Source organism: Pseudomonas brassicacearum (assembly GCF_000585995.1).
In the GTDB taxonomy this organism is placed as follows: Bacteria; Pseudomonadota; Gammaproteobacteria; order Pseudomonadales; family Pseudomonadaceae; genus Aquipseudomonas; species Aquipseudomonas brassicacearum_A.
This window is the reverse complement of the sequence record NZ_CP007410.1, coordinates 6,193,226-6,213,625: the sequence shown is the minus strand read 5'-3', so window position 1 is coordinate 6,213,625 and position 20,400 is coordinate 6,193,226. Positions and strand designations below refer to the sequence as shown.

Genomic DNA, 20,400 nt, shown 5'->3' with positions numbered 1-20,400 from the left:
GGAGGTCCATCTTTATTCATTGTTCGAGGCCTGTCACCTGGCCCTAACCTCAGGCCATCGAAAACAGACGTGAGATAGACATGGCTCAGCGGGTTTGCATCATTGGTGGCGGTGTGGTCGGGCTGGCGACGGCTTATGCGCTGGTGCGCGACGGCACCGAAGTGACCCTGGTGGAGGCCCGGGAAGGGTTGGGCAGCGAGACCAGTTTCGCCAACGGTGGCCAGTTGTCCTATCGTTACGTTGCCCCGCTGGCCGACGCCGGGGTGCCCTGGCAGGCACTGGGCTGGATGCTGCGCGGTGATTCGCCACTCAAGTTGCGACCGCGCCTGGACCCGGCGCAGTGGCGCTGGATGGCCGCGTTCATTGGTGCGTGCCGGAGCTCGGTCAACCGGCGCAACGGCGGCCACCTGCTGCGCTTGGCGCTGTTGAGCCAGGCCACTTTGCAAGATTGGCGTGAAGAGGACCGCCTCGACGGTTTCAACTGGCGGCGCAACGGCAAACTGGTGACGTTTCGCAACGCAGGGCATTTCCAGCGTGCGCGGCAGGGGTTGGCGGACGTTGACCATCAGCACGTGCTGGGCCCCGCCGAGTGCGCGAACCTGGAACCGGCCCTGGCCGGCGTGCCCTACGTGGGCGGGATCTACACGCCGGATGAAGAGGTCGCTGATTGCCATGCCTTCTGCCAGCAATTGGCGGCCCGGTTGCGGGCTTCGGGGCGCTGCGAATTCCTGTTGGGCCACCCGGTGACCGGCATCGAACATGCCGATGCGACAGTGCAAGCCATCGAGCTGGATGGGCAACGGATGCCGGTGGAGCACCTGGTGATCGCCGCTGGCCACCGCAGTGCCGCGCTCGCGTTGCCCGGTGTGCGCGTGCCGTTGTATCCGCTCAAAGGCTACAGCTTGAGCGTGCCCATTGGCCCGCAGCATCGGGCACCGGAGCTGAGCATCACCGACTACGACCGTAAGGTTGTCTACGCCCGCATCGGCGAACAACTGCGCGTCGCGGCGATGGTGGACATCGTCGGTTTCGACCCGACGCCAGACCCCAAGCGCCTGGCCCTGATCAAGCGCCAGGCCCTGGAAACCTTCCCGCTGGGCGGGGATTACGCGCACGCCATCGAATGGGCCGGCATGCGCCCGGCCACCCCCAGCGGCGTGCCACTGATCGGCGCCACCGGCTACCGTAACCTGTGGCTCAACCTTGGCCACGGGGCCTTGGGTTTTACCCTGGCCTGTGGCAGCGCGCGAGTGCTCAGCGAGCTGATCCGCCAGCGCCGGCCTTCCATCGATTTGCAGGGCTTGACGCCCCGCGCCGCCTGACCCACCCGCAACGGAGAATAACAATGCAAAGAATCACGTTGATCGGCTGCACCCTGAGTCTGCTGTTGACCCTCCAGGCCCACGCCAATGAGGCGCCCCAGAGCGGCACGCTGGAGAAAATCGCCAGCACCCACAGCATTACCTTGGGTTATCGCGATGCCTCGGTGCCGTTTTCCTATATCGCAGACAACAGCGGCAAGCCGATGGGTTACTCGGTGGACCTGGCGAGCAAGATCGTCGCACGCATCCAGAAACAACTGGCGCTGCCGCAGTTGGCGGTCAAGTACAACCTGGTCACCTCCCAGACCCGCATCCCGTTGGTGCAAAACGGCACCGTGGACCTGGAATGCGGCTCCACGGGCGTGACCGCCGAACGGCAGAAGCAAGTGGCGTTTTCCTACGGCTTCATCTATGTGAAAGGCCAGCTCCTGACGGCCAGGGACAGCGGCATCAATAGTTTCGCCGATCTGCGCGGCAAGAACGTGGTGACCACCGCCGGGACCACCAACGAACGTTTCCTGAAAAGCTACAACCAGGACAACAAGCTCGACATGTTCGTCATCAGCGCCAAGGACCACGGCGAAGCCTTCCAGATGCTCGAGACAGGCCGGGCGGTGGCGTTCTACATGGACGATGCGCTGCTCTACGGCGAACGGGCCAAGGCGCGCGACCCGCACAAATGGGTGGTGGTGGGGCAAGAGCAATCGCGGGAAATCTACAGCTGCATGGTGCGCCGGGACGACCCGCAATTCCTGGCGCTGGTCAACGCGACCCTGGCCGATTTGTACCAGTCGGGGGAGATCAACGACATCTACGACCGTTGGTTCCAGAAGCCGATCCCGCCCAAGGGCCTGAACCTGGAATTCCCGATGACCAGTGAGTTGAAGGCGATCATTGCCAAGCCGACCAGTGATCCGGTGCAGTAAGCGACACCGAAGCCGTGACGCCGGCGATCCACTGTGGGAGCGAGCTTGCTCGCGATTGCGGTGGATCAGCTTGCATCCATACTGAATGTTAAGCCGCTATCGCGAGCAAGCTCGCTCCCAAAAGGGCCTGCGGCGGCTCAGAAATCCCCCCACAACTGCTGCGCCACGGCCAGGGCCACCACCGGTGCGGTTTCGGTGCGCAGCACGCGGGGACCGAGGCGGGCGGCGTGGTAGCCGGCGGTCTTGGCCTGTTCGACTTCGGCGTCCGACAGCCCTCCCTCGGGGCCGATCAGGAAGGCCAGTGCCTGCGGCTTGGCGTGGCTGACCAGCGGCTCGGCCACCGGGTGCAGCACCAGTTTCAGCTCGGCCTCGGTCTGCTTCAGCCAATCGGCCAGCAGCAGCGGCGGATGGATCACCGGCACGGTTGAGCGCCCGCACTGCTCGCATGCGCTGATCGCCACCTGGCGCCAATGCAGCAGGCGCTTGTCGGCGCGTTCGTCCTTGAGGCGCACTTCGCAGCGTTCGCTGAAAATCGGCGTGATCTCGCTGACCCCCAGTTCCGTGGCTTTCTGGATCGCCCAATCCATGCGCTCGCCCCGGGACAGGCCCTGGCCGAGGTGGATGCGCAACGGCGATTCAACCTGCCCGGCGAATTGTTCGTCCAACTGCACCCGTACGCGCTTTTTGCCGACTTCGGCCAACGTGCCGCGAAACTCCTGGCCAGAACCGTCGAATACCTGCACCGCATCGCCCTCGGCCATGCGCAGCACCCGGCCGATGTAGTGGGCCTGGGCTTCGGGCAGTTCATGGTCGCCGAGGCTCAGGGGCGCGTCGATGAAGAAGCGGGACAGTCTCATGTCGGATCTCTGAAAAAGTTAACGGTGCTATGAGGCCCCCCACACCAGTGGCGAGGGGATTTATCCCCGTTGGGCTGCGAAGCAGCCCCAAATACATCCAACGCGATTTGCCTGAAGCACCGGGGTATCCGGTTTTAGGGCTGCTGCGCAGCCCAACGGGGATAAATCCCCTCGCCACAATGGTGTTCCAACAGTGCATCGCGATGTCAGCCCGGATCACGGAACCCCGGGTGAAAGTCCTTCGGCACCGCCACGCTGACCTTGTCCCGCGTGGCGATGTCGATGCCTTCGCTGGCGACTTCTGCCAGGAAGTCGATCTGCTCCGGGGTAATGACATACGGCGGCAGAAAATACACCACGCTACCCAGCGGACGCAGCAACGCACCGCGTTCCAGGGCATGCTGGAACACCGTCAGGCCACGTCGCTCCTGCCACGGATAGGCGGTCTTGCCGGCCTTGTCCTTGACCATCTCGATGGCCAGCACCATGCCGGTCTGGCGCACTTCGGCCACGTTGGGATGGCCAGCCAGGTGCGCGGTGGCGCTGGCCATGCGCTGGGCCAGGGCCTTGTTGTTTTCGATGACGTTGTCTTCTTCGAAGATATCCAGCGTCGCCAGGGCCGCGGCGCAGGCCAGTGGATTGCCCGTGTAGCTGTGGGAATGCAGGAAGGCGCGCAGGGTCGGGTAGTCGTCGTAGAAGGCGCTGTAGACCTCATCGGTGGTCACGCAGGCCGCCAGCGGCAGGTAACCGCCGGTCAGGGCCTTGGACAGGCAGAGGAAGTCCGGCGTGATACCGGCCTGTTCGCAGGCGAACATGGTCCCGGTGCGACCGAAGCCGACGGCAATTTCGTCGTGGATCAAATGCACACCGTAGCGGTCGCAGGCCTCGCGCAGCAGTTTCAGGTACACCGGGTGATACATGCGCATGCCGCCGGCGCCCTGGATCAGCGGCTCGACGATCACCGCCGCCACCGTGGCGTGGTGCTCGGCGAGGGTCTGTTCCATGGCGACGAACATGGTGCGCGAGTGTTCTTCCCAGCCCATGCCTTCGGGGCGGTGGTAGCAGTCGGGGCTCGGCACCTTGATCGTGTCCAGCAACAACGCCTTGTAGGTCTCGGTGAACAACGGCACATCGCCCACCGACATCGCCGCGATGGTTTCGCCGTGGTAGCTGTTGCTCAGGGTGACGAAGCGCTTTTTATCCGGCTGGCCGCGATTGATCCAGTAATGAAAGCTCATCTTCATCGCCACTTCGATGCAGGACGAGCCGTTATCGGCGTAGAAGCACCGGGTCAGGCCCTCGGGCGTCATCTTTACCAGGCGCTCGGACAGTTCGATCACCGGTTGATGGCTGAATCCGGCGAGGATCACGTGCTCCAGCTGATCGACCTGATCCTTGATGCGCTGGTTGATGCGCGGGTTGGCGTGGCCGAACACGTTGACCCACCAGGAACTGACGGCATCGAGGTAGCGCTTGCCTTCGAAGTCTTCCAGCCACACGCCTTCACCGCGCTTGATGGGGATCAGCGGCAGCTGTTCGTGATCTTTCATCTGGGTGCAGGGATGCCACAGCACCGCGAGGTCGCGTTGCATCCACTGGTTATTCAGGCCCATTAACAGTCTCCTCGAGGCGGCTCGCGGCGGGCGCGGGCAAAACAATCGCGCAAGCCTATGCAATGGCGGCCCTGGGGACAACCCATTGTGTCGTTCCCGCTACTTTGAACGAGGCGATAGACGCCGCTGGCGGCGCTTTGATGGCTGACGTATTCTTCGCGGCTCTTCTGAGCTGTCTGGCTCGAGAAACTGAAATTACCTACGTTTACTCCGGAGTTCGTTGAATGTCTGCTGGTTGGCTGCGCGCCTGTGCGCTGGTGATGATAGGGCTGTCCAGCGTTTCGGCGCTGGCCAAGGACAAACAACCGACGGCCATCGTCATCGGCGGCGGCCTGGCGGGGCTCACGGCGGCCTATGAGCTGCAGAACAAAGGCTGGGGCGTGACCCTGCTGGAAGCCAAGCCGAGCCTGGGCGGTCGCTCGGGCATGGCCACCAGCGAGTGGATCGGCAATGAGAAGACGCAGCCAGTGCTGAACAAGTACGTCTCGACCTTCAAGCTGAGCACCACGCCAGCTCCGGAATTCGTGCGCACCCCCAGCTACCTGATCGACGGTACCTACTACACCGCCGCTGACCTGGCGACCAAGCAGCCAGCAACGGCCGAAGCCCTCAAGCGCTACGAAACCACCCTGGACGACCTGGCGCGCTCCATTGAGGATCCGCAGAACCCGGCGGCCACCAGCACCCTGCACTCCTTGGACCAGATCACCGTGTCCAACTGGCTCGACCGCCTGCAACTGCCGGCCACTGCGCGTCAGTTGGTGAACCAGGAGATTCGCACCCGCTACGACGAACCTTCGCGCCTGTCGTTGCTGTATTTCGCACAACAGAACCGGGTCTACCGTGGCGTCTCCGACCGCGACCTGCGGGCCTCGCGGCTGCTGGGCGGCAGTCCGACCCTGGCCCAGGCGTTCGTCAAGCAACTGAAAGTCATCAAGACCGGCTCACCTGTATCGGCCATCTCACAAGACAAGGACGGCGTGACCGTCAAGGTTGGCAGCGTCGGTTACCAGGCTGACTACGTGGTGCTGGCCGTGCCACTGCGGGCCCTGAGCAAAATCCAGCTGACCCCGGCCCTGGACGCCCAGCATCAAGGCGCGATCAAGGGCACCAACTACGGCTGGCGCGACCAGATCATGCTCAAGTTCAAGACGCCGGTCTGGGACAGCAAGGCGCGCATGTCGGGCGAGATCTACAGCAACGCCGGCCTGGGCATGATGTGGATCGAGCCGGCCATGAAGGGCGGCGCCAACGTGGTCATCAACTTGTCCGGGGACAACGCCCGGGTGATGCAGGCCTTCGGCGACAAGCAGATGGTTGACCAGGTGCTGATCCGCCTGCACGCGTTTTATCCCCAGGCCCGTGGCGCATTCACCGGTTATGAAATCCGCCGCTACAGCACCGACCCGTCCATGGGCGGCGCGTACCTGGCCTTTGGTCCGGGCCAGATCAGCAAATACTGGCGCCTGTGGGAAAAGCCGTTGCAGCGCGTAGCCTTTGCCGGTGAACACACCGACACCCTGTATCCGGGCACACTGGAAGGCGCATTGCGCAGCGGCCAGCGGGCCGCCAGCCAGGTTGAAGACCTGGCGGCGGGCAAGTCGTTCGAACCGCCCAAGGTCGCGCCGGCTGCAACGGCCGCAGCTGCCGGTGCGGTGGCGGCGAAGAAGGGCAACTTCTTCAGTAATCTGTTTGGTGGCTCGGATGACGAGAAGAAACCGGAGCCGGTCAAGGCACCAGAACCAGTAGCGCCTGCCCCAGCCCCTGCGCCGGTACCCGCTCCAGCGCCGGTTGCACCACCAGCACCGGCGGCTCCGGCCAAGGTTGAGCCCGCCAAGAAAACCACAACCAAACCGGCCGCGAAAAAGCCTGCCGCCAAGACCCCGGCTAAAAAAGCGCCAGTGAAGAGCGCCACGCCGGCGAAGAAACCGGCGACCAAACCGGCGACCAAACCGGCAGCGACAACACCGGCAGCGACTGAGACCAAGGCTCAGTAAGGCTCGGTGACTAAAAAGCGCGGCGTGTCAGCCGCGCTTTTTTTTGCCTGTGAATCGCCATCGCGAACAAGCTCGCTCCCACATTGGTTGGCGGTGCCAGGCCGGACGCGATCCTTGTGTGCGAGCTTGCTCGCGATAAGGCCCGCCCTGACACGACCGCTATCACGCGCTGTATTGGCTTTAATCTTTCCTTAACCCATCCCTTCCAGACTGATGATCGTATTTCTCGATATTTCAAAGCGAAAATTTCCGCTTTAAATCGATAGATAACTCGCTAGTCTTGGACGCAGTTTTTACAGGATATGAGCAATGCAGCTACGCAACTCTTCTTCTCGTTATGGCTGGGTCAGTATCGTCCTGCACTGGGGCATTGCGCTGGTGGTGTACGGTTTGTTCGCCCTGGGCCTGTGGATGGTCGGCCTGGACTACTACAGCACCTGGCGCAAAGACGCGCCGGACCTGCACAAGAGCATTGGCCTGGTGCTGCTGGCGGCGATGTTGCTGCGGGTGATCTGGCGTTTCGTCAGCCCGCCGCCACCCACCCTGCAAAGCTATGGGCGGCTCACCCGTATCGGCGCCAAGCTCGGCCATAGCGCCCTGTATCTCGGGTTGTTCGCCGTGATGATCGCCGGTTACCTGATTTCCACCGCAGACGGTGTCGGGATCCCGGTGTTTGGTTTGTTCGAAGTACCCGCGCTGGTGTCCGGACTGCCCGATCAGGCAGACGTCGCCGGCGAGATTCACTTCTACCTGGCATGGGCGCTGGTCATTTTTTCCGGCCTTCATGCGTTGGCAGCATTGAAACACCACTTTATCGACCGTGACGCGACCCTCAAGCGCATGCTGGGACGCCAAGCCTGATGTTCAACCTCGACTCCAAAGGAATAGAAAGCATGTTGAAAAAGACGCTCGCCGCCCTGGCAATTGGTTCCGCCCTGCTGTCGGCCGGCCAGGCCATGGCTGCCGACTACGTGGTCGACAAGGAAGGCCAGCACGCCTTCGTCGACTTCAAGATCAGCCACCTGGGCTACAGCTACATCACCGGTACCTTCAAGGACATCGACGGCAAGTTCAGCTTCGACGCCGCCAAGCCTGAAGCCAGCAAGATCGAGTTCAACGTGAATACCGCCAGTGTGTTCACCAACCACGCCGAGCGCGACAAGCACATCGCCAGCGCTGACTTCCTGAACGCCAGCAAGTTCGGCAAGGCCACCTTCGTTTCCACCAGCGTCAAATCCACCGGTAAAAACGCCGATGGCAAAGAAACTGCGGACGTGACCGGTGACCTGACCCTGCTGGGCGTGACCAAGCCGGTCGTGGTCAAGGCCACCTTCCTGGGTGAAGGCAAGGACCCATGGGGCGGCTACCGTGCTGGCTTCGAAGGCACCACCAGCATCAAGCGTTCGGACTTCGGCAAGCAGAAAGACCTGGGCCCAACCTCCGACGCGGTCGAACTGTACGTCTCGTTTGAAGGTGTCAAAGCGAAGTAACTTTCGCGCCTGACAAAAAACGCCTCTGGTCTTGGGATCAGGGGCGTTTTTATTGGGCTATGAAAATCGAGCAGCCAGTGCAGAACCCCTGTGGGAGCGGGCTTGCCCGCGAAGGCGGTGTGTCAGTTGATAGATGTGCTGCTGACACGCCGCCTTCGCGAGCAAGCTCGCTCCCACATTTGGAATTGTGTCGGGCAAAAAAAGCCCCGGGTCGCGAGACCCGGGGCTTTTTCACGGCTTGAAAAAACTCAGCGATTGCGTGTCAGCAACGCCGGCTTCTCGCCCCGTGGACGGCTTGGCAGTTGATCCAGCTGTTCAGGTGTCGGGAAGCGATCGGCTTTCGACTCCTTGTGCATGATCTTTGGCTGGTTGCCACGCGGAGCCTGCACGGCGGGTTCCTGGCGAGGCTGGTCGTCACGGGCCGGGCGGCGCGGGCGGGTGTCTTCGCGGCGGGCCTGGCCGTCGCGAGGGGCGCCATTGCGCGGGCCGCTGCGCTTGGCCGGCGGAGTACCAGTGGACGAGCCGTTGCTGTTGCGTGGACCGTTCTGGCGACCCTGTGGCTGGCCGCTGCGCGGTGCGCCTGTAGTTGCACCCGCGCCTTGTGCCGGGGCACCTGGGCGACGGCCGCGCCCTTGGGCCGGTTTCTGCTGCGGCACGTAGTCGACACGGTTACCGAAGTTATCGACATCGTCGTCCAGGAACTCGTCCGGAGCACGATCAGCAGCGGCGCGAGGTGCCGGACGCTGCTGTTCACGGGCCGGCGTACCTTCGCGAGGCTTCTGCTCACGGGCTGGGCGTTCGCCACGACCAGTGCTATTGCTGGCCGATTTTTCCTTGCCCTTATCCTTGCCTTTGTCCTTGCGCCCGCCGCCGCCGCCACCGCCGCCATTCGGGCCGTCGCCGCGTGGGCCACGGGCATTGCGTGGGTTGCGCACGTCCGGACGTTCACGCACTTCAGGCTTCTCGGCCTCGATCGTGCTGGCATCGAAACCCATCAGGTCGCCGTCGGAGATTTTCTGCTTGGTCATGCGCTCGATGCTTTTGAGCAGTTTCTCTTCGTCCGGCGCAACCAGCGAGATCGCTTCACCCGAACGACCGGCCCGGCCGGTACGGCCGATACGGTGGACGTAGTCTTCATCGACGTTAGGCAGCTCGAAGTTGACCACGTGGGGCAACTGGTCGATGTCCAGGCCGCGGGCGGCGATGTCGGTGGCCACCAGGATGCGCACTTCGCCGGCCTTGAAGTCGGCCAGGGCCTTGGTGCGGGCGTTCTGGCTCTTGTTGCCGTGGATCGCCACGGCCGGCAGGCCGTGTTTGTCCAGGTACTCGGCCAGACGATTGGCGCCGTGCTTGGTGCGGGTGAACACCAGGACCTGTTCCCAGGCACCAGCGGTAATTAGGTGCGCCAGCAAGGCACGCTTGTGGCTGGCCGGCAGGCGGAACACACGCTGTTCGATGCGCTCGACCGTGGTGTTCGGCGGCGTGACTTCGATGCGTTCCGGGTTGTGCAGCAGCTTGCCCGCCAGGTCGGTGATGTCCTTGGAGAACGTCGCCGAAAACAGCAGGTTCTGGCGTTTGGCAGGCAGGCGGGCCAGCACTTTCTTCACGTCATGGACGAAGCCCATGTCGAGCATGCGGTCGGCTTCGTCCAGCACGAGGATTTCAACGTGGGACAGATCGACGCTGCCCTGGCCGGCCAGGTCCAGCAAGCGACCGGGGCACGCCACCAGCACGTCGACGCCACGGGACATGGCCTGGACCTGGGGGTTCATGCCGACGCCGCCGAAAATGCAGGCGCTGACGAATTTCAGGTCGCGAGCATAGACCTTGAAGCTCTCGTGGACCTGGGCAGCCAGTTCGCGGGTTGGGGTCAGGACCAGTACGCGCGGTTGACGCGGGCCGTGACGCTGGGATTTGTCTGGGTGACCGTTGGGGAACAACCGCTCCAGGATCGGGAGGGCGAAACCACCGGTTTTACCAGTGCCTGTCTGCGCCGCAACCATCAGGTCACGACCTTGCAACACGGCGGGAATGGCCCGCTGTTGCACCGGGGTAGGCTGGGTGTAGCCGGCGGCCTCGATGGCGCGGACTAAAGCCTCGGAGAGACCGAGGGAAGCAAAGGACATGAGTAATCCTGTTTTAGTGAGGGCCTGGCCCAATGGGATAGTCTTGCCGGGCGCGAATGACGTTCAATAAAAAGACGTCACCCCGTCCGGTCCTGCCGAGTCTGAAAGACGGGTCCGGACAGGGCTCGCGCGGGCTGAAAGCTGCGCTGTAGCGGTGTCGGGATGCCTTTTGCAAGACCGGGCGTCCGGGCGTGAGCCTGGCGGGAAGGCCGGAGTATAACAGAGCAAACGCCGTGCGCCGCTTTCCTGCTGCTCAACGGTTTATTTCAGTGTGGCGCCGGGTAGGGCGCCGCTGCTTTGGTAACCAGGTCAGCCCCGTAGCGGGCACTGAGTTCGGCATAGGCCGGTTCGCGCTTGAAACGCTTGAGTTCGGCGCCGAAACGTTGCACCAGCAAATCCATCCCGGCGTTGCGCCGTACTGCCAGGTATTGGCTTTGACGGCTCACGACCATCGGATTCTCGGTGATCTGGTCGCCCAGCTGCATTTGCTTGAGCACATGCCGGCCCACCCGGCGGTCGGTGATGAGCAGGTCGATCCGGCCCAGCTGCAACTTGCCGAAGTTGGCTTCGTGGGTCGGCGCCGTTTCACGCTTGAACAGGGACGATTCGCTAAAAGCCTGGCTGTACAGGTAGCCGGGCGATGTGCCGACGGTCAAGCCGCCCAGGTCGTCGAGCGTGCGAAACGGATAGGGCCGGGCGTTGGCGTAGAACATCACGAACTCCACCTCCGACAGGGGTTCGCTGGGATAGAGCAGCATGGCATCGCGTTCGTCGCTGTGAAAAATGTCCAGCGCTCCGTCCGCCAGCCCCTGTTCCAGCATCACCAGGCAACGCTTCCATGGCAGGAACTGCCATTCCACATCGATACCCAGGCGTTTGAACACAATGGCCGTGGTTTCGTAGTCCAGGCCCAGCATCTTGCCGTTTTCTTCGTAGACATAAGGTGCCCAGGGTTCGGTGACAATGCGCAACTTCTCGGCCCGGGCAGCCATGCTCAGGCAGAAGAGAAGAAGGGCAGTGAGTAACTGGGCAATAACGGGCATGGCCTGAGGTTACGACGAGAGCTGATCAAATAGCTAGAGTGCTCTGGCTCGGGCCTTAGTTGCCTTTTGCCTGCATCAGGGCGGGGGCGGCGCAACAACTGAATAAAAAAGGCCCTGGTTTTCACCAGGGCCTTTTGTAACTGCGGCGTTAGCGGTTAACGCGGCAGCTTGAGATTGTTCCATACCGCCAGGCTGGCTTCGGCCTGGTTCAACGTATAGAAATGCAACCCCGGCGCACCACCTTGGAGCAAACGCTCACACATTTGCGTAATAACGTCCTGGCCGAAGCTTTGGATGCTGGACGTATCGTCGCCGTAGGCTTCCAGTTGCTTGCGGATCCAGCGTGGGATTTCCGCCCCGCAGGCGTCGGAAAAGCGCGCCAGCTTGCTGTAGTTGGTGATCGGCATGATCCCCGGCACGACAGGAATGTCGACGCCCATCTTGCGTATGCGCTCGACGAAGTAGAAATAGCTGTCGGCGTTGAAGAAGTACTGGGTGATCGCACTGTTGGCGCCGGCGTTGGCCTTGCGTACGAAGTTGCGCAGGTCGTCTTCGAAATTACGTGCCTGGGGATGCATTTCCGGGTACGCCGCGACTTCGATGTGGAAGTGCTCGCCGGTTTCTTCACGAATGAATTCAACCAGGTCGTTGGCATGGCGCAGCTCGCCGCTGGCCATGCCCATGCCCGAGGGCAGGTCACCGCGCAAGGCAACGATGCGCTTGATGCCTGCCGCCTTGTACTGGGTCAGCAAGCTGCGCAGGTCGTCCTTGCTGTCGCCCACGCAAGACAGGTGGGGGGCGGCCGGGATTTTGACTTCGCTTTCGAGCTGCAACACGGTGTTCATCGTGCGGTCTCGGGTCGAACCGCCGGCGCCATAGGTGCAGGAGAAGAAATCGGGGTTGTAGCTCGCCAGCTGACGGGCAGTGGCGATCAGTTTTTCATGCCCAGCATCGGTCTTCGTTGGGAAGAACTCGAAGCTGTAGCGACGGTCTTGGGACATGGTCATATCCTTGGAAACTCGTAGGGCTGAAAGCCTGGCGCATCCCAATGTGGGAGCGGGCTTGCTCGCGAAGGCGGTTCATCATTCAACATTGATGTCGCCTGATCCTCCGCCTTCGCGAGCAAGCCCGCTCCCACAGGGAGAGCAGGCAATAGAGCCGATCAGTAGCGGTAAGCGTGCGGCTTGAACGGGCCTTCGACGGTCACGCCGATGTAGTCAGCCTGCTGCTTGGTCAGTTGGGTAACCACGCCGCCGAAACCGCGGACCATTTCCAGGGCCACTTCTTCGTCGAGTTTCTTGGGCAGTACTTCCACGGTCAGGCGCTCGGCTTTCTGGGCGGGCGACAGATCGGCATATTTCTGGCCGAACAGGAAGATCTGGGCCAGGACCTGGTTGGCGAACGAGCCGTCCATGATGCGGCTTGGGTGGCCGGTGGCGTTGCCCAGGTTGACCAGGCGGCCTTCGGCCAACAGGATCAGGTAGTCGTCGTTCTGCGGGTCGAAGCTGCCGGTGCCGGTGCGGTGAACCTTGTGGACCTGTGGCTTCACTTCTTCCCATGCCCAGTTCTTGCGCATGAAAGCCGTGTCGATTTCATTGTCGAAGTGACCGATGTTGCAGACCACAGCGCGCTTTTTCAGGGCCTTGAGCATGTTGGCATCACAGACATTGACGTTGCCGGTGGTGGTCACGATCAGGTCGATCTTGCCCAGCAATGCCTTGTCGATGCTGGCTTCGGTGCCGTCGTTGATCCCGTCGATGAACGGCGAAACCAGCTCGAAACCGTCCATGCAGGCTTGCATGGCGCAGATCGGGTCGACTTCCGAGACCTTGACGATCATGCCTTCCTGGCGCAGGGACTGGGCCGAACCCTTGCCCACGTCACCGTAGCCGATCACCAGCGCCTGCTTGCCGGACAACAGGTGGTCGGTGCCGCGCTTGATGGCGTCGTTGAGGCTGTGACGGCAACCGTATTTGTTGTCGTTCTTGCTCTTGGTCACCGAGTCGTTGACGTTGATGGCCGGGATCTTCAGCTCGCCCTTGGCCAGCATGTCCAGCAGACGGTGGACGCCGGTGGTGGTTTCTTCGGTCACGCCATGGACTTTTTCCAGCACGGCCGGGTATTTCTTGTGCAGCAGCTCGGTCAGGTCGCCGCCGTCGTCGAGGATCATGTTGGTGGCCCATGGCTGGCCATCCTTGAGGATGGTTTGCTCCAGGCACCACTCGTACTCTTGCTCAGTCTCGCCTTTCCAGGCGAATACCGGGATGCCGGCAGCGGCAATGGCGGCAGCGGCCTGGTCCTGGGTCGAGAAAATGTTGCAGGACGACCAACGCACTTCGGCACCCAGGGCAATCAGGGTTTCGATCAGCACGGCGGTCTGGATGGTCATGTGGATGCAGCCGAGGATCTTCGCGCCCTTGAGCGGTTGCTCGCCGGCATACTTGCGCCGCAGACCCATCAGGGCTGGCATTTCGGATTCGGCGATGATGATTTCGCGACGGCCCCAGGCGGCCAGGGACATATCGGCGACTTTGTAGTCAGTAAAAGTGGCAGGCGTGATAACAGCGCTCATGAAGAGCCTCCATTCGTAATGTATGCGAATGGGCGCCGTTGTGCGTTTAGTGTCCGTGCGGGGAGCCCCGTACAAACAACGCCCCATCCGAGCCTGACAGGTCGAGCCTGCTGCAGCGCCCCTCGGACAGGTGGCGGGAACGGTCCAAAGCGTGGACCGGGTAAAACGGAGGCGATTATAACGGGCTAATCGGATCTTCCAAAAGGGTTTCTGTCGGGCAAATCAAAATTGCCGATGACCGTTATAGGGCCCGCGACGTAGAGCCGGGCAGCCCGGTCTGCCATGATGCAGGCATTCATCGGCCAGACGCTCAGGAGTGAACATGAATTTCCACACCCGCAAATGGGTCAAGCCCGAAGACCTCAACCCCAACGGTACGCTGTTCGGCGGCAGCCTGTTGCGCTGGATCGACGAAGAAGCGGCGATCTATGCCATCGTCCAGCTCGGCAACCAGCGCGTGGTCACCAAGTACATCTCGGAAATCAACTTTGTCAGTGCTTCGCGCCAGGGCGACATCATCGAGCTGGGCATCACCGCCACCGAGTTTGGCCGCACCTCCATCACCCTGACTTGCGAGGTGCGCAACAAAATCACCCGCAAGAGCATCCTGACCGTGGAAAAAATGGTTTTCGTCAATCTCGGCGAAGACGGCTTGCCGGCGCCTCATGGGCAGACCGAGATCAAGTACGTCAAGGATCAGTTCAAGGATGATGTCGTCGAGTGAGATCGGCGGCGCTGTCATCGCGAGCTCGCTCCCACAAGGGAGCTGCGGTGAGGGTCGAGATTCAGGTTTGCCGCCCCCCCCCTGTGGGAGCGAGCTTGCTCGCGATGACGTTTGCACATTCAACACTGATGCAAACCGACCCACCGCTATCGCGAGCAAGCTCGCTCCCACATTTTGTATTTGGGGCACCACTGAACAGCTCCCAACGCCGCGTGTCGTAGGTACATCACGCCACTGGTTCAGGAGCTGTATGGACACCCACGAAGAAGGCAAGACCCCTGATCTTTCGGCTCAGGAACAGCATGAAGTCGACCGCAACCAGCCGCCGCGGGCTGCGGTGCTGCATGAAATCATCCGGACCCAGGGTAATCAGGAACTGGAGCGCAGTATCGCCGCGCTCTGGTGGTCGGCCCTGGCCGCCGGCTTGACCATGGGCCTGTCGTTGATGGCGATGGGTTTACTCAACTCCCGGCTGCCCGACCACGAAGGCTTCAAGGTGATCGCCAGTTTCGGTTACTGCGCCGGCTTTCTCGCGGTGATCCTCGCCCGCCAGCAGCTATTCACCGAAAACACCCTGACCGCTGTGCTGCCGATCATGAGTAAACCCACCCTGGGCAACTTCGGTCGACTATTGCGGCTCTGGGGCGTGGTGCTGGTAGGCAACCTGTGTGGCACCTTGTTGGTGGCTTACGTGATGCTGCACCTGCCGATTTTTGACCAGCGCACTGACCAGGCCTTTCTGGAAATCGGGCGCAAGGTCATGGAAAACGACACCGGCCAGATGTTCGCCAAGGGCATCATTTCCGGCTGGATGATCGCCACCATGGTCTGGATGATCCCGTCCATGGAAAGCGCCAAGATGTGGATCATCATCCTCATCACCTACCTGATGGCGCTCGGGGACTTCACCCACATTGTCGTCGGCTCGGCCGAAGTGTCGTATCTGGTCTTTGCCGGGCAGTTGCCGTGGGAGGACTTTTGGATGGTGTTCGCCGGGCCGACGTTGGCAGGCAATATTGTCGGCGGGAGCTTTATCTTTGCCTTGATCAGTCATGCGCAGATTCGCAGCGAAGTAGGCCAGCCCAAGGATAATCCTGCAAAAGCGGCAAAGCAGCCCATCGACTCGGAGTAGGCGGGAGCCTGATCGCAGGTGCTTCAGGCGATGACTGAAAGCGTTCCTTAAACAGCGACTGCCGCCAAGCGCCGTTGTCGGTAGATATAGAACAACGCCGTCAACGTCGTCAGGCCGCCGACAGCGGCCCCAGTCCATGGTAGGTCCGCCAGGTCAGCCCCACTGGCCACCACCAACCCACCCATCCAAGCCCCGGCCGCGTTGCCGAGATTGAAGGCGCTCTGGTTCAGGGTCGAGCCGAGGTTTGGCGCCTCAAAAGCCTGGTCGATGATCAGCAGTTGCAGGATCGGGCACAAGGCAAAGGCGAAAATACCCCACAACACCAGGGTGATCGCCGCCGGAATCACCGACTGGCTGGTTTGGCTGAACGCGGCGAGCACCAGCACCACGGCCAGGGCCATGCCCACCAGTGAAGGCAACAGGCGCCGGTCGGCCAGGCGTCCGCCGAGGAAGCTACCCGCCGTCAGGCCGACACCGAACAACAGCAGCATGACGGTGATGCCATGGGGACTGACGCCGGTGATGTCTTGCAGGATCGGCGCGATGTAGGTGAACACGCTGAACAGGCTGGTGGAGGCCAGCACGCTCATGCCCAGGGCCAGCAATACATTGGCCTTGCCCAGGACCTTGAACTCGCTGGCCAGGTTGGCTTTTTCCATGGGGATTTCCCTGGGCAGCCAGACCCATTGGGCAATGGCCGCTATTACGCCGATGACCGACACCGCCCAGAAGGTCGAGCGCCAGCCGGCGTATTGGCCCAGGGCTGTGCCCAACGGTACGCCCAACACGTTGGCCAGGGTCAGGCCGGTGAACATCATTGCAATCGCCTGGGCCCGTTTGTTTGGCGCTACCAGACCGGCCGCCACCACCGAGCCGATGCCAAAGAAGGCACCGTGACACAGGGCTGTGATGACCCGGGCAGCCATCAGTGTGGTGTAGTTTGGCGCCAGGGCACAGAGTACGTTGCCGAGGATGAACATCAGCGTCATGCCCAGCAGCGTAGCCTTGCGCGGCATGTTGGCGGTGCCGATGGCCAGGATCGGCGCGCCAAACACCACGCCCAGGGCGTAGCCGGTGATCAGCAGTCCGGCCTGGGGAATGCTCACCGCCAGGTCGCGGGCGACATCGGGCAGCAGCCCCATGATGACGAATTCAGTCGTGCCGATGCCGAAAGCGGCAACGGCCAAAGCAAGCAAGGCGAGTGGCATGCGCAGGGTCTCTGTCTGTAGTCTTGACGCTCTGATCAGGCATACGCATGCCGGCACCCTGGTTCGAACGAACAGGGCAGCAGCAGAATTATTGGAATTGGCTTATGCGCAACTGAGTGCGGCGTGGTCGCCAGCAGTATAAAACGGCTGCTGATGGATGGCGAATCAATTCTCTGAATGGATAAGGGGCGTGCCGTGCTTGCAACGGTCTTGGTATTGGTAGCGGCGCTGTTGCATGCGGCGTGGAATACGCTGATCAAGTTCAGCGGCGAGCGTTTGCTGGTGGTGGCTTGCATGGACAGCGTGGCGTTGCTGTTCGTCGCCTTGGCCCTGGGCTTCGTGGCGCTGCCACCGTTGGATATCTGGCCGTGGATCCTGGCATCGGCGGCGTTTGAGCTGTTGTATCGCTATTTGCTGATCCAGGCGTATCGGGTCGGTGACCTGGGGCTGGTCTATCCGCTGATGCGTGGCCTGTCGCCGCTGGTGGTGCTGGCCCTGACCTTTATCTTTGCCGGTGAAGCGCTGACGACCCAGCAGATCCTCGGCATCCTGCTGATCCCGTTCGGCATGCTCTGTCTGTTGTGGCAGGGCGGTGGTGGGGCGCGGCTGCCCTGGTCGATGCTGCCGGTGGTGGCGCTGATCGGCCTGTGCATCGGTTGCTACACCTTTATTGACGGCCATGCCTTGCGGCGTTGGTCCCATCCGCTGGACTACCTGGTCTGGGTCACGCTGCTCAGCGCCTGGCCCTTCCCCTTGCTGGCGTTGGTGAGCAAACGACCGGCGTTCATGCGGTTCTGGCACGAACAGTGGCGGCTGGGGTTGGCGGTCGGATTCTGCGTATTGTTCAGCTACGCTCTGGTGCTATGGGCCATGCAACTGGGCTCGATCGCCGAAGCGGCGGCACTGCGGGAGATCAGCGTGATCCTGGTGGTGCTGTTCGGCATGCGCTACCTGAAAGAACCTTTTGGCCGGCCGCGGCTCTTAGCCTGCGGGCTGGTGCTGCTTGGCATGCTGGTGATGAAAGCCTGACCGGCGCCTGGCGCTCGATTCTCTATAAAACTCAAAAAGGAAGTGCGGTATGACGGTTGCCCTGTGGTGTGTGTTGATTGCTTTTCTCCTGCCTTACCTGTGTATCGGGATCGCCAAGGCCGGTGGGAAATACCGGCTGCAAGATAACCACGACCCGCGGGATTTTCTGGACTCGCTCGAAGGCGCTCCCCGACGTGCCTACGCCGCGCAACTGAACAGCTTTGAAATCAGCCCGTTTTTTGCCGCCGCCGTGATCGTCGCGCACCTGGCCGGCAATGCCGAGCTGGTGACCATCAATGTGCTGGCGGTATTGTTCATCACCAGTCGCCTGCTCTACATCATTTGCTATCTGGCGGACTGGGCGATCCTGCGTTCGCTGGTGTGGTTCGTGGGGGTGGGGTTGGTGCTGAGTTTCTTCTTTGTTTCGGTCTGAACCGGCCTGATTTTCACTGTGTCTGTCCCGGCCTCTTCGCGGGCAAGCCCGCTCCCACATTGGATCTAGCCGTACACAAAATATGTGTTCACTGGAGATCAACTGTGGGAGCGAGCTTGCTCGCGATGGGGTCGGACAAAGCACCTCATTCCTTAGGGGTTGGCACTGACCGCATTCGCCACCTGCGGCACTTGCGGCAACGCCACGCCCTTGGGCCACAGCATCCAGATCTGGCCCTGTTGCTTCATGTCCCCGGCCAATTGCCCCGCCGCCTCGCCCGTGCCCCAGAACAGGTCCGCCCGGACTTCGCCGGCAATCGCACCACCGGTGTCCTGGGCGGCGACCGGCCGGTTCAATGCGCTGCCATCGGGGCGCGTCGTGGATAGCCACAGCAGGCTGCCCAGCGGAATCACCTTGCGGTCCACCGCCACGCTGTAGCCGGCGGTCAGCGGCACATTCAGCGAGCCTCGTGGGCCTTCGTTGCTGTCAGGGTTGCGGTTGAAAAACACGTAGCTGGGGTTGCTGCCCAGCAGCTCGGGAATCCGGTTCGGGTTGGCCTTGGCCCAGGCGCTGATGGTGCCCATGGTCACGTCTTCTTTCTTCAATTCGCCCTGTTCCACCAGCCAGCGCCCGATGGGCCGGTAAGGATGGCCATTCTGGTCGGCATAGCCGATGCGCAACAGGCGGCCGTCATTGAGCCGGATGCGTCCCGAGCCCTGGATCTGCAAGAACTGCAGGTTCATCGGGTCGGTCAGCCAGGCAATCACCGGTGCCTTCACCCCGTTGGTTTCGATGGTGGCCGCGTCGTCGTAGGGCTTGAGCACCCGGCCTTCGAGGCGACCGCGCAGGCGTTTGCCCTTGAGTTCGGGGTAGATACTGTCCAGCGCCACGATGATCATGTCGTCCGGCACGCCGTACACCGGGACGTTCGCGGTGGCGGTCTGTTTGAGGCTGCCGGGGTAGACTGGCTCGTAGTAGCCGGTGATCAGCCCGTTGGGGCTGTTGTCCCCCGAGCGCAGGCCATAAACGTCCAGGTTCTGTTTGAGGAAATCGCGTACGGCTGCTGCGGTCTGCGGCACATTGGTCGCTGCGGCGCAGGTGGGTCCCCAGGTCGCATCGACCTTGAGCCGGGTGCAAGCGCTGCGCCAGGAGCCGAAGCCGGCCAGCAGGTCTTCATCGGATACCGACGGCAAGGCTTCCCACGGCGCGCTGACATAAGTGGCGAGGGCGTGTGTCTGCGGCTTTTCGACCTTGTCGCCGCGATTGCAGCCGGCCAGCAGCGCGATCAACGGTAGGGTCAATGCCAAGCCTTTGTGCCAGGTCTTGAAGCGGCTGTTCATGAAGATTTCCTTTGCAGTCATTCGAACGCTGTCAGGCACTCGAACAACCCGTATTGTTGATAGGGCCATTGGTCTTTACCGATGACCCGAGGATACTAACTGCCGTTTCCTGCCCCGAGGCCAAGATGTTTGTAAAACGATTTTCCATGGCCGTGCTGGCCTGCCTGCTGTTGTCCGCCTGTGGCGGCGTCGATCCCAATTCTCCCCTGGGCCAGCGCAAGGCTATTTTCAAACAGATGCTCAAGACCAACGAAGAGTTGGGTGGCATGTTGCGTGGCCGAGTCCCGTTCGACGGCGCGCGATTTGCTGAAGGCGCGGTGAAACTGGATCAACTGTCCCACGAACCGTGGAAGCACTTTCCGCCGGTACGCGAGCAAGACCACACCAGCGCCCTGGATGAGGTCTGGCAAAAGCAGGCGCGCTTCCAGGACCTGGCCCGTAGCCTTGAAGCAGCCACCGGTGAGTTGGTGACCGCCAGCAACGTCCAGCCCTACAAGGCCAGTTACCTGGGGCCGGCGGTGCAGAAGGTCGAGGATGCGTGCAGCGCCTGTCATAAAGAGTTTCGCGATCATTGAATAAAGCAGCTGC

The 20,400-nt window shown here is 61.9% G+C and carries 18 protein-coding genes and 1 riboswitch; of the genes, 10 read left to right on the top strand and 8 right to left on the bottom strand.

Annotated elements, in window-relative coordinates:
• Positions 1–80: 80 nt before the first annotated feature.
• Positions 81–1,322: a D-amino acid dehydrogenase gene (locus CD58_RS26755; protein ID WP_025215942.1), complete on the top strand. Its 1,242-nt coding sequence runs from the start codon at positions 81–83 to the stop codon at positions 1,320–1,322.
• Positions 1,323–1,345: 23 nt separating this feature from the next.
• Entirely contained in the window at positions 1,346–2,248 is a 903-nt protein-coding gene (locus CD58_RS26750; RefSeq protein ID WP_025215941.1) for a transporter substrate-binding domain-containing protein, read from the top strand.
• 137 nt (positions 2,249–2,385) lie between these two features.
• Here the strand turns inward: CD58_RS26750 and CD58_RS26745 are convergent, their stop codons facing one another.
• Both CD58_RS26745 and CD58_RS26740 read right to left on the bottom strand, forming a co-directional pair.
• Complete coding sequence (locus tag CD58_RS26745; RefSeq protein ID WP_025215940.1) at positions 2,386–3,105, bottom strand: 16S rRNA (uracil(1498)-N(3))-methyltransferase; 720 nt, start codon at positions 3,103–3,105, stop codon at positions 2,386–2,388.
• A gap of 206 nt (positions 3,106–3,311) precedes the next feature.
• Entirely contained in the window at positions 3,312–4,718 is a 1,407-nt protein-coding gene (locus CD58_RS26740) for an adenosylmethionine--8-amino-7-oxononanoate transaminase (RefSeq protein ID WP_025215939.1), read from the bottom strand.
• A 224-nt stretch (positions 4,719–4,942) separates the two neighbouring features.
• On the opposite strand from CD58_RS26740, the gene CD58_RS26735 reads away from it, so the two are divergent.
• The 3 genes from CD58_RS26735 (at position 4,943) to CD58_RS26725 (ending at position 8,205) form a co-directional block, all read left to right on the top strand.
• On the top strand, positions 4,943–6,715 hold the full coding sequence (locus tag CD58_RS26735) for a flavin monoamine oxidase family protein (protein WP_025215938.1): 1,773 nt from the start codon (positions 4,943–4,945) through the stop codon (positions 6,713–6,715).
• 309 nt (positions 6,716–7,024) lie between these two features.
• Positions 7,025–7,576 (top strand): cytochrome b, encoded by a 552-nt coding sequence (locus tag CD58_RS26730; RefSeq protein WP_025215937.1) that lies wholly within the window; start codon positions 7,025–7,027, stop codon positions 7,574–7,576.
• Between the two features lie 32 nt (positions 7,577–7,608).
• On the top strand, positions 7,609–8,205 hold the full coding sequence (locus CD58_RS26725) for a YceI family protein (RefSeq protein ID WP_025215936.1): 597 nt from the start codon (positions 7,609–7,611) through the stop codon (positions 8,203–8,205).
• A 248-nt stretch (positions 8,206–8,453) separates the two neighbouring features.
• Here the strand turns inward: CD58_RS26725 and CD58_RS26720 are convergent, their stop codons facing one another.
• From CD58_RS26720 to ahcY, 4 genes are all read right to left on the bottom strand, one after another.
• Positions 8,454–10,331: a DEAD/DEAH box helicase gene (locus tag CD58_RS26720; protein ID WP_025215935.1), complete on the bottom strand. Its 1,878-nt coding sequence runs from the start codon at positions 10,329–10,331 to the stop codon at positions 8,454–8,456.
• A gap of 266 nt (positions 10,332–10,597) precedes the next feature.
• The gene (locus tag CD58_RS26715) at positions 10,598–11,374 is read right to left on the bottom strand and encodes a transporter substrate-binding domain-containing protein (RefSeq protein ID WP_025215934.1); all 777 of its coding nucleotides are present in this window, start codon (positions 11,372–11,374) and stop codon (positions 10,598–10,600) included.
• Positions 11,375–11,529: 155 nt separating this feature from the next.
• Positions 11,530–12,375, bottom strand: coding sequence for a methylenetetrahydrofolate reductase [NAD(P)H] (gene metF, locus CD58_RS26710; protein WP_025215933.1), 846 nt, complete (start codon positions 12,373–12,375; stop codon positions 11,530–11,532).
• A gap of 161 nt (positions 12,376–12,536) precedes the next feature.
• Positions 12,537–13,946, bottom strand: coding sequence for an adenosylhomocysteinase (gene ahcY / locus CD58_RS26705; protein ID WP_025215932.1), 1,410 nt, complete (start codon positions 13,944–13,946; stop codon positions 12,537–12,539).
• Between the two features lie 23 nt (positions 13,947–13,969).
• Positions 13,970–14,076: riboswitch (S-adenosyl-L-homocysteine riboswitch) on the bottom strand.
• A 192-nt stretch (positions 14,077–14,268) separates the two neighbouring features.
• On the opposite strand from ahcY, the gene CD58_RS26700 reads away from it, so the two are divergent.
• Together CD58_RS26700 and CD58_RS26695 are read left to right on the top strand one after the other, a co-directional pair.
• Complete coding sequence (locus CD58_RS26700; RefSeq protein WP_025215931.1) at positions 14,269–14,670, top strand: acyl-CoA thioesterase; 402 nt, start codon at positions 14,269–14,271, stop codon at positions 14,668–14,670.
• A 250-nt stretch (positions 14,671–14,920) separates the two neighbouring features.
• Positions 14,921–15,802, top strand: a complete 882-nt coding sequence (locus tag CD58_RS26695) for a formate/nitrite transporter family protein (RefSeq protein ID WP_025215930.1) — start codon at positions 14,921–14,923, stop codon at positions 15,800–15,802.
• Between the two features lie 47 nt (positions 15,803–15,849).
• Here the strand turns inward: CD58_RS26695 and CD58_RS26690 are convergent, their stop codons facing one another.
• Positions 15,850–17,010, bottom strand: coding sequence for an MFS transporter (locus CD58_RS26690; protein WP_025215929.1), 1,161 nt, complete (start codon positions 17,008–17,010; stop codon positions 15,850–15,852).
• A gap of 195 nt (positions 17,011–17,205) precedes the next feature.
• On the opposite strand from CD58_RS26690, the gene CD58_RS26685 reads away from it, so the two are divergent.
• Together CD58_RS26685 and CD58_RS26680 are read left to right on the top strand one after the other, a co-directional pair.
• Complete coding sequence (locus CD58_RS26685) at positions 17,206–18,039, top strand: EamA family transporter (protein WP_025215928.1); 834 nt, start codon at positions 17,206–17,208, stop codon at positions 18,037–18,039.
• Between the two features lie 49 nt (positions 18,040–18,088).
• On the top strand, positions 18,089–18,472 hold the full coding sequence (locus CD58_RS26680; RefSeq protein ID WP_025215927.1) for an MAPEG family protein: 384 nt from the start codon (positions 18,089–18,091) through the stop codon (positions 18,470–18,472).
• 152 nt (positions 18,473–18,624) lie between these two features.
• On the opposite strand, the gene CD58_RS26675 is transcribed toward CD58_RS26680, so the two are convergent.
• Positions 18,625–19,812: a murein transglycosylase A gene (locus tag CD58_RS26675; protein ID WP_025215926.1), complete on the bottom strand. Its 1,188-nt coding sequence runs from the start codon at positions 19,810–19,812 to the stop codon at positions 18,625–18,627.
• A gap of 125 nt (positions 19,813–19,937) precedes the next feature.
• Between CD58_RS26675 and CD58_RS26670 the strand changes: the two genes are divergently transcribed.
• Positions 19,938–20,387: a c-type cytochrome gene (locus CD58_RS26670; protein WP_025215925.1), complete on the top strand. Its 450-nt coding sequence runs from the start codon at positions 19,938–19,940 to the stop codon at positions 20,385–20,387.
• Positions 20,388–20,400 lie beyond the last annotated feature (13 nt).

Bases quoted from the DNA above. Each gene is read 5' to 3' on its own strand.
- CD58_RS26715 (WP_025215934.1), bottom strand. From the start codon at position 11,374: ATGCCCGTTATTGCCCAGTTACTCACTGCCCTTCTTCTCTTCTGCCTG.
- ahcY (WP_025215932.1), bottom strand. From the start codon at position 13,946: ATGAGCGCTGTTATCACGCCTGCCACTTTTACTGACTACAAAGTCGCC.
- CD58_RS26700 (WP_025215931.1), top strand. From the start codon at position 14,269: ATGAATTTCCACACCCGCAAATGGGTCAAGCCCGAAGACCTCAACCCC.
- CD58_RS26725 (WP_025215936.1), top strand. From the start codon at position 7,609: ATGTTGAAAAAGACGCTCGCCGCCCTGGCAATTGGTTCCGCCCTGCTG.
- CD58_RS26730 (WP_025215937.1), top strand. From the start codon at position 7,025: ATGCAGCTACGCAACTCTTCTTCTCGTTATGGCTGGGTCAGTATCGTC.
- CD58_RS26680 (WP_025215927.1), top strand. From the start codon at position 18,089: ATGACGGTTGCCCTGTGGTGTGTGTTGATTGCTTTTCTCCTGCCTTAC.
- CD58_RS26720 (WP_025215935.1), bottom strand. From the start codon at position 10,331: ATGTCCTTTGCTTCCCTCGGTCTCTCCGAGGCTTTAGTCCGCGCCATC.
- CD58_RS26755 (WP_025215942.1), top strand. From the start codon at position 81: ATGGCTCAGCGGGTTTGCATCATTGGTGGCGGTGTGGTCGGGCTGGCG.
- CD58_RS26690 (WP_025215929.1), bottom strand. From the start codon at position 17,010: ATGCCACTCGCCTTGCTTGCTTTGGCCGTTGCCGCTTTCGGCATCGGC.
- CD58_RS26740 (WP_025215939.1), bottom strand. From the start codon at position 4,718: ATGGGCCTGAATAACCAGTGGATGCAACGCGACCTCGCGGTGCTGTGG.
- metF (WP_025215933.1), bottom strand. From the start codon at position 12,375: ATGTCCCAAGACCGTCGCTACAGCTTCGAGTTCTTCCCAACGAAGACC.
- CD58_RS26745 (WP_025215940.1), bottom strand. From the start codon at position 3,105: ATGAGACTGTCCCGCTTCTTCATCGACGCGCCCCTGAGCCTCGGCGAC.
- CD58_RS26750 (WP_025215941.1), top strand. From the start codon at position 1,346: ATGCAAAGAATCACGTTGATCGGCTGCACCCTGAGTCTGCTGTTGACC.
- CD58_RS26695 (WP_025215930.1), top strand. From the start codon at position 14,921: ATGGACACCCACGAAGAAGGCAAGACCCCTGATCTTTCGGCTCAGGAA.
- CD58_RS26675 (WP_025215926.1), bottom strand. From the start codon at position 19,812: ATGAACAGCCGCTTCAAGACCTGGCACAAAGGCTTGGCATTGACCCTA.
- CD58_RS26735 (WP_025215938.1), top strand. From the start codon at position 4,943: ATGTCTGCTGGTTGGCTGCGCGCCTGTGCGCTGGTGATGATAGGGCTG.
- CD58_RS26670 (WP_025215925.1), top strand. From the start codon at position 19,938: ATGTTTGTAAAACGATTTTCCATGGCCGTGCTGGCCTGCCTGCTGTTG.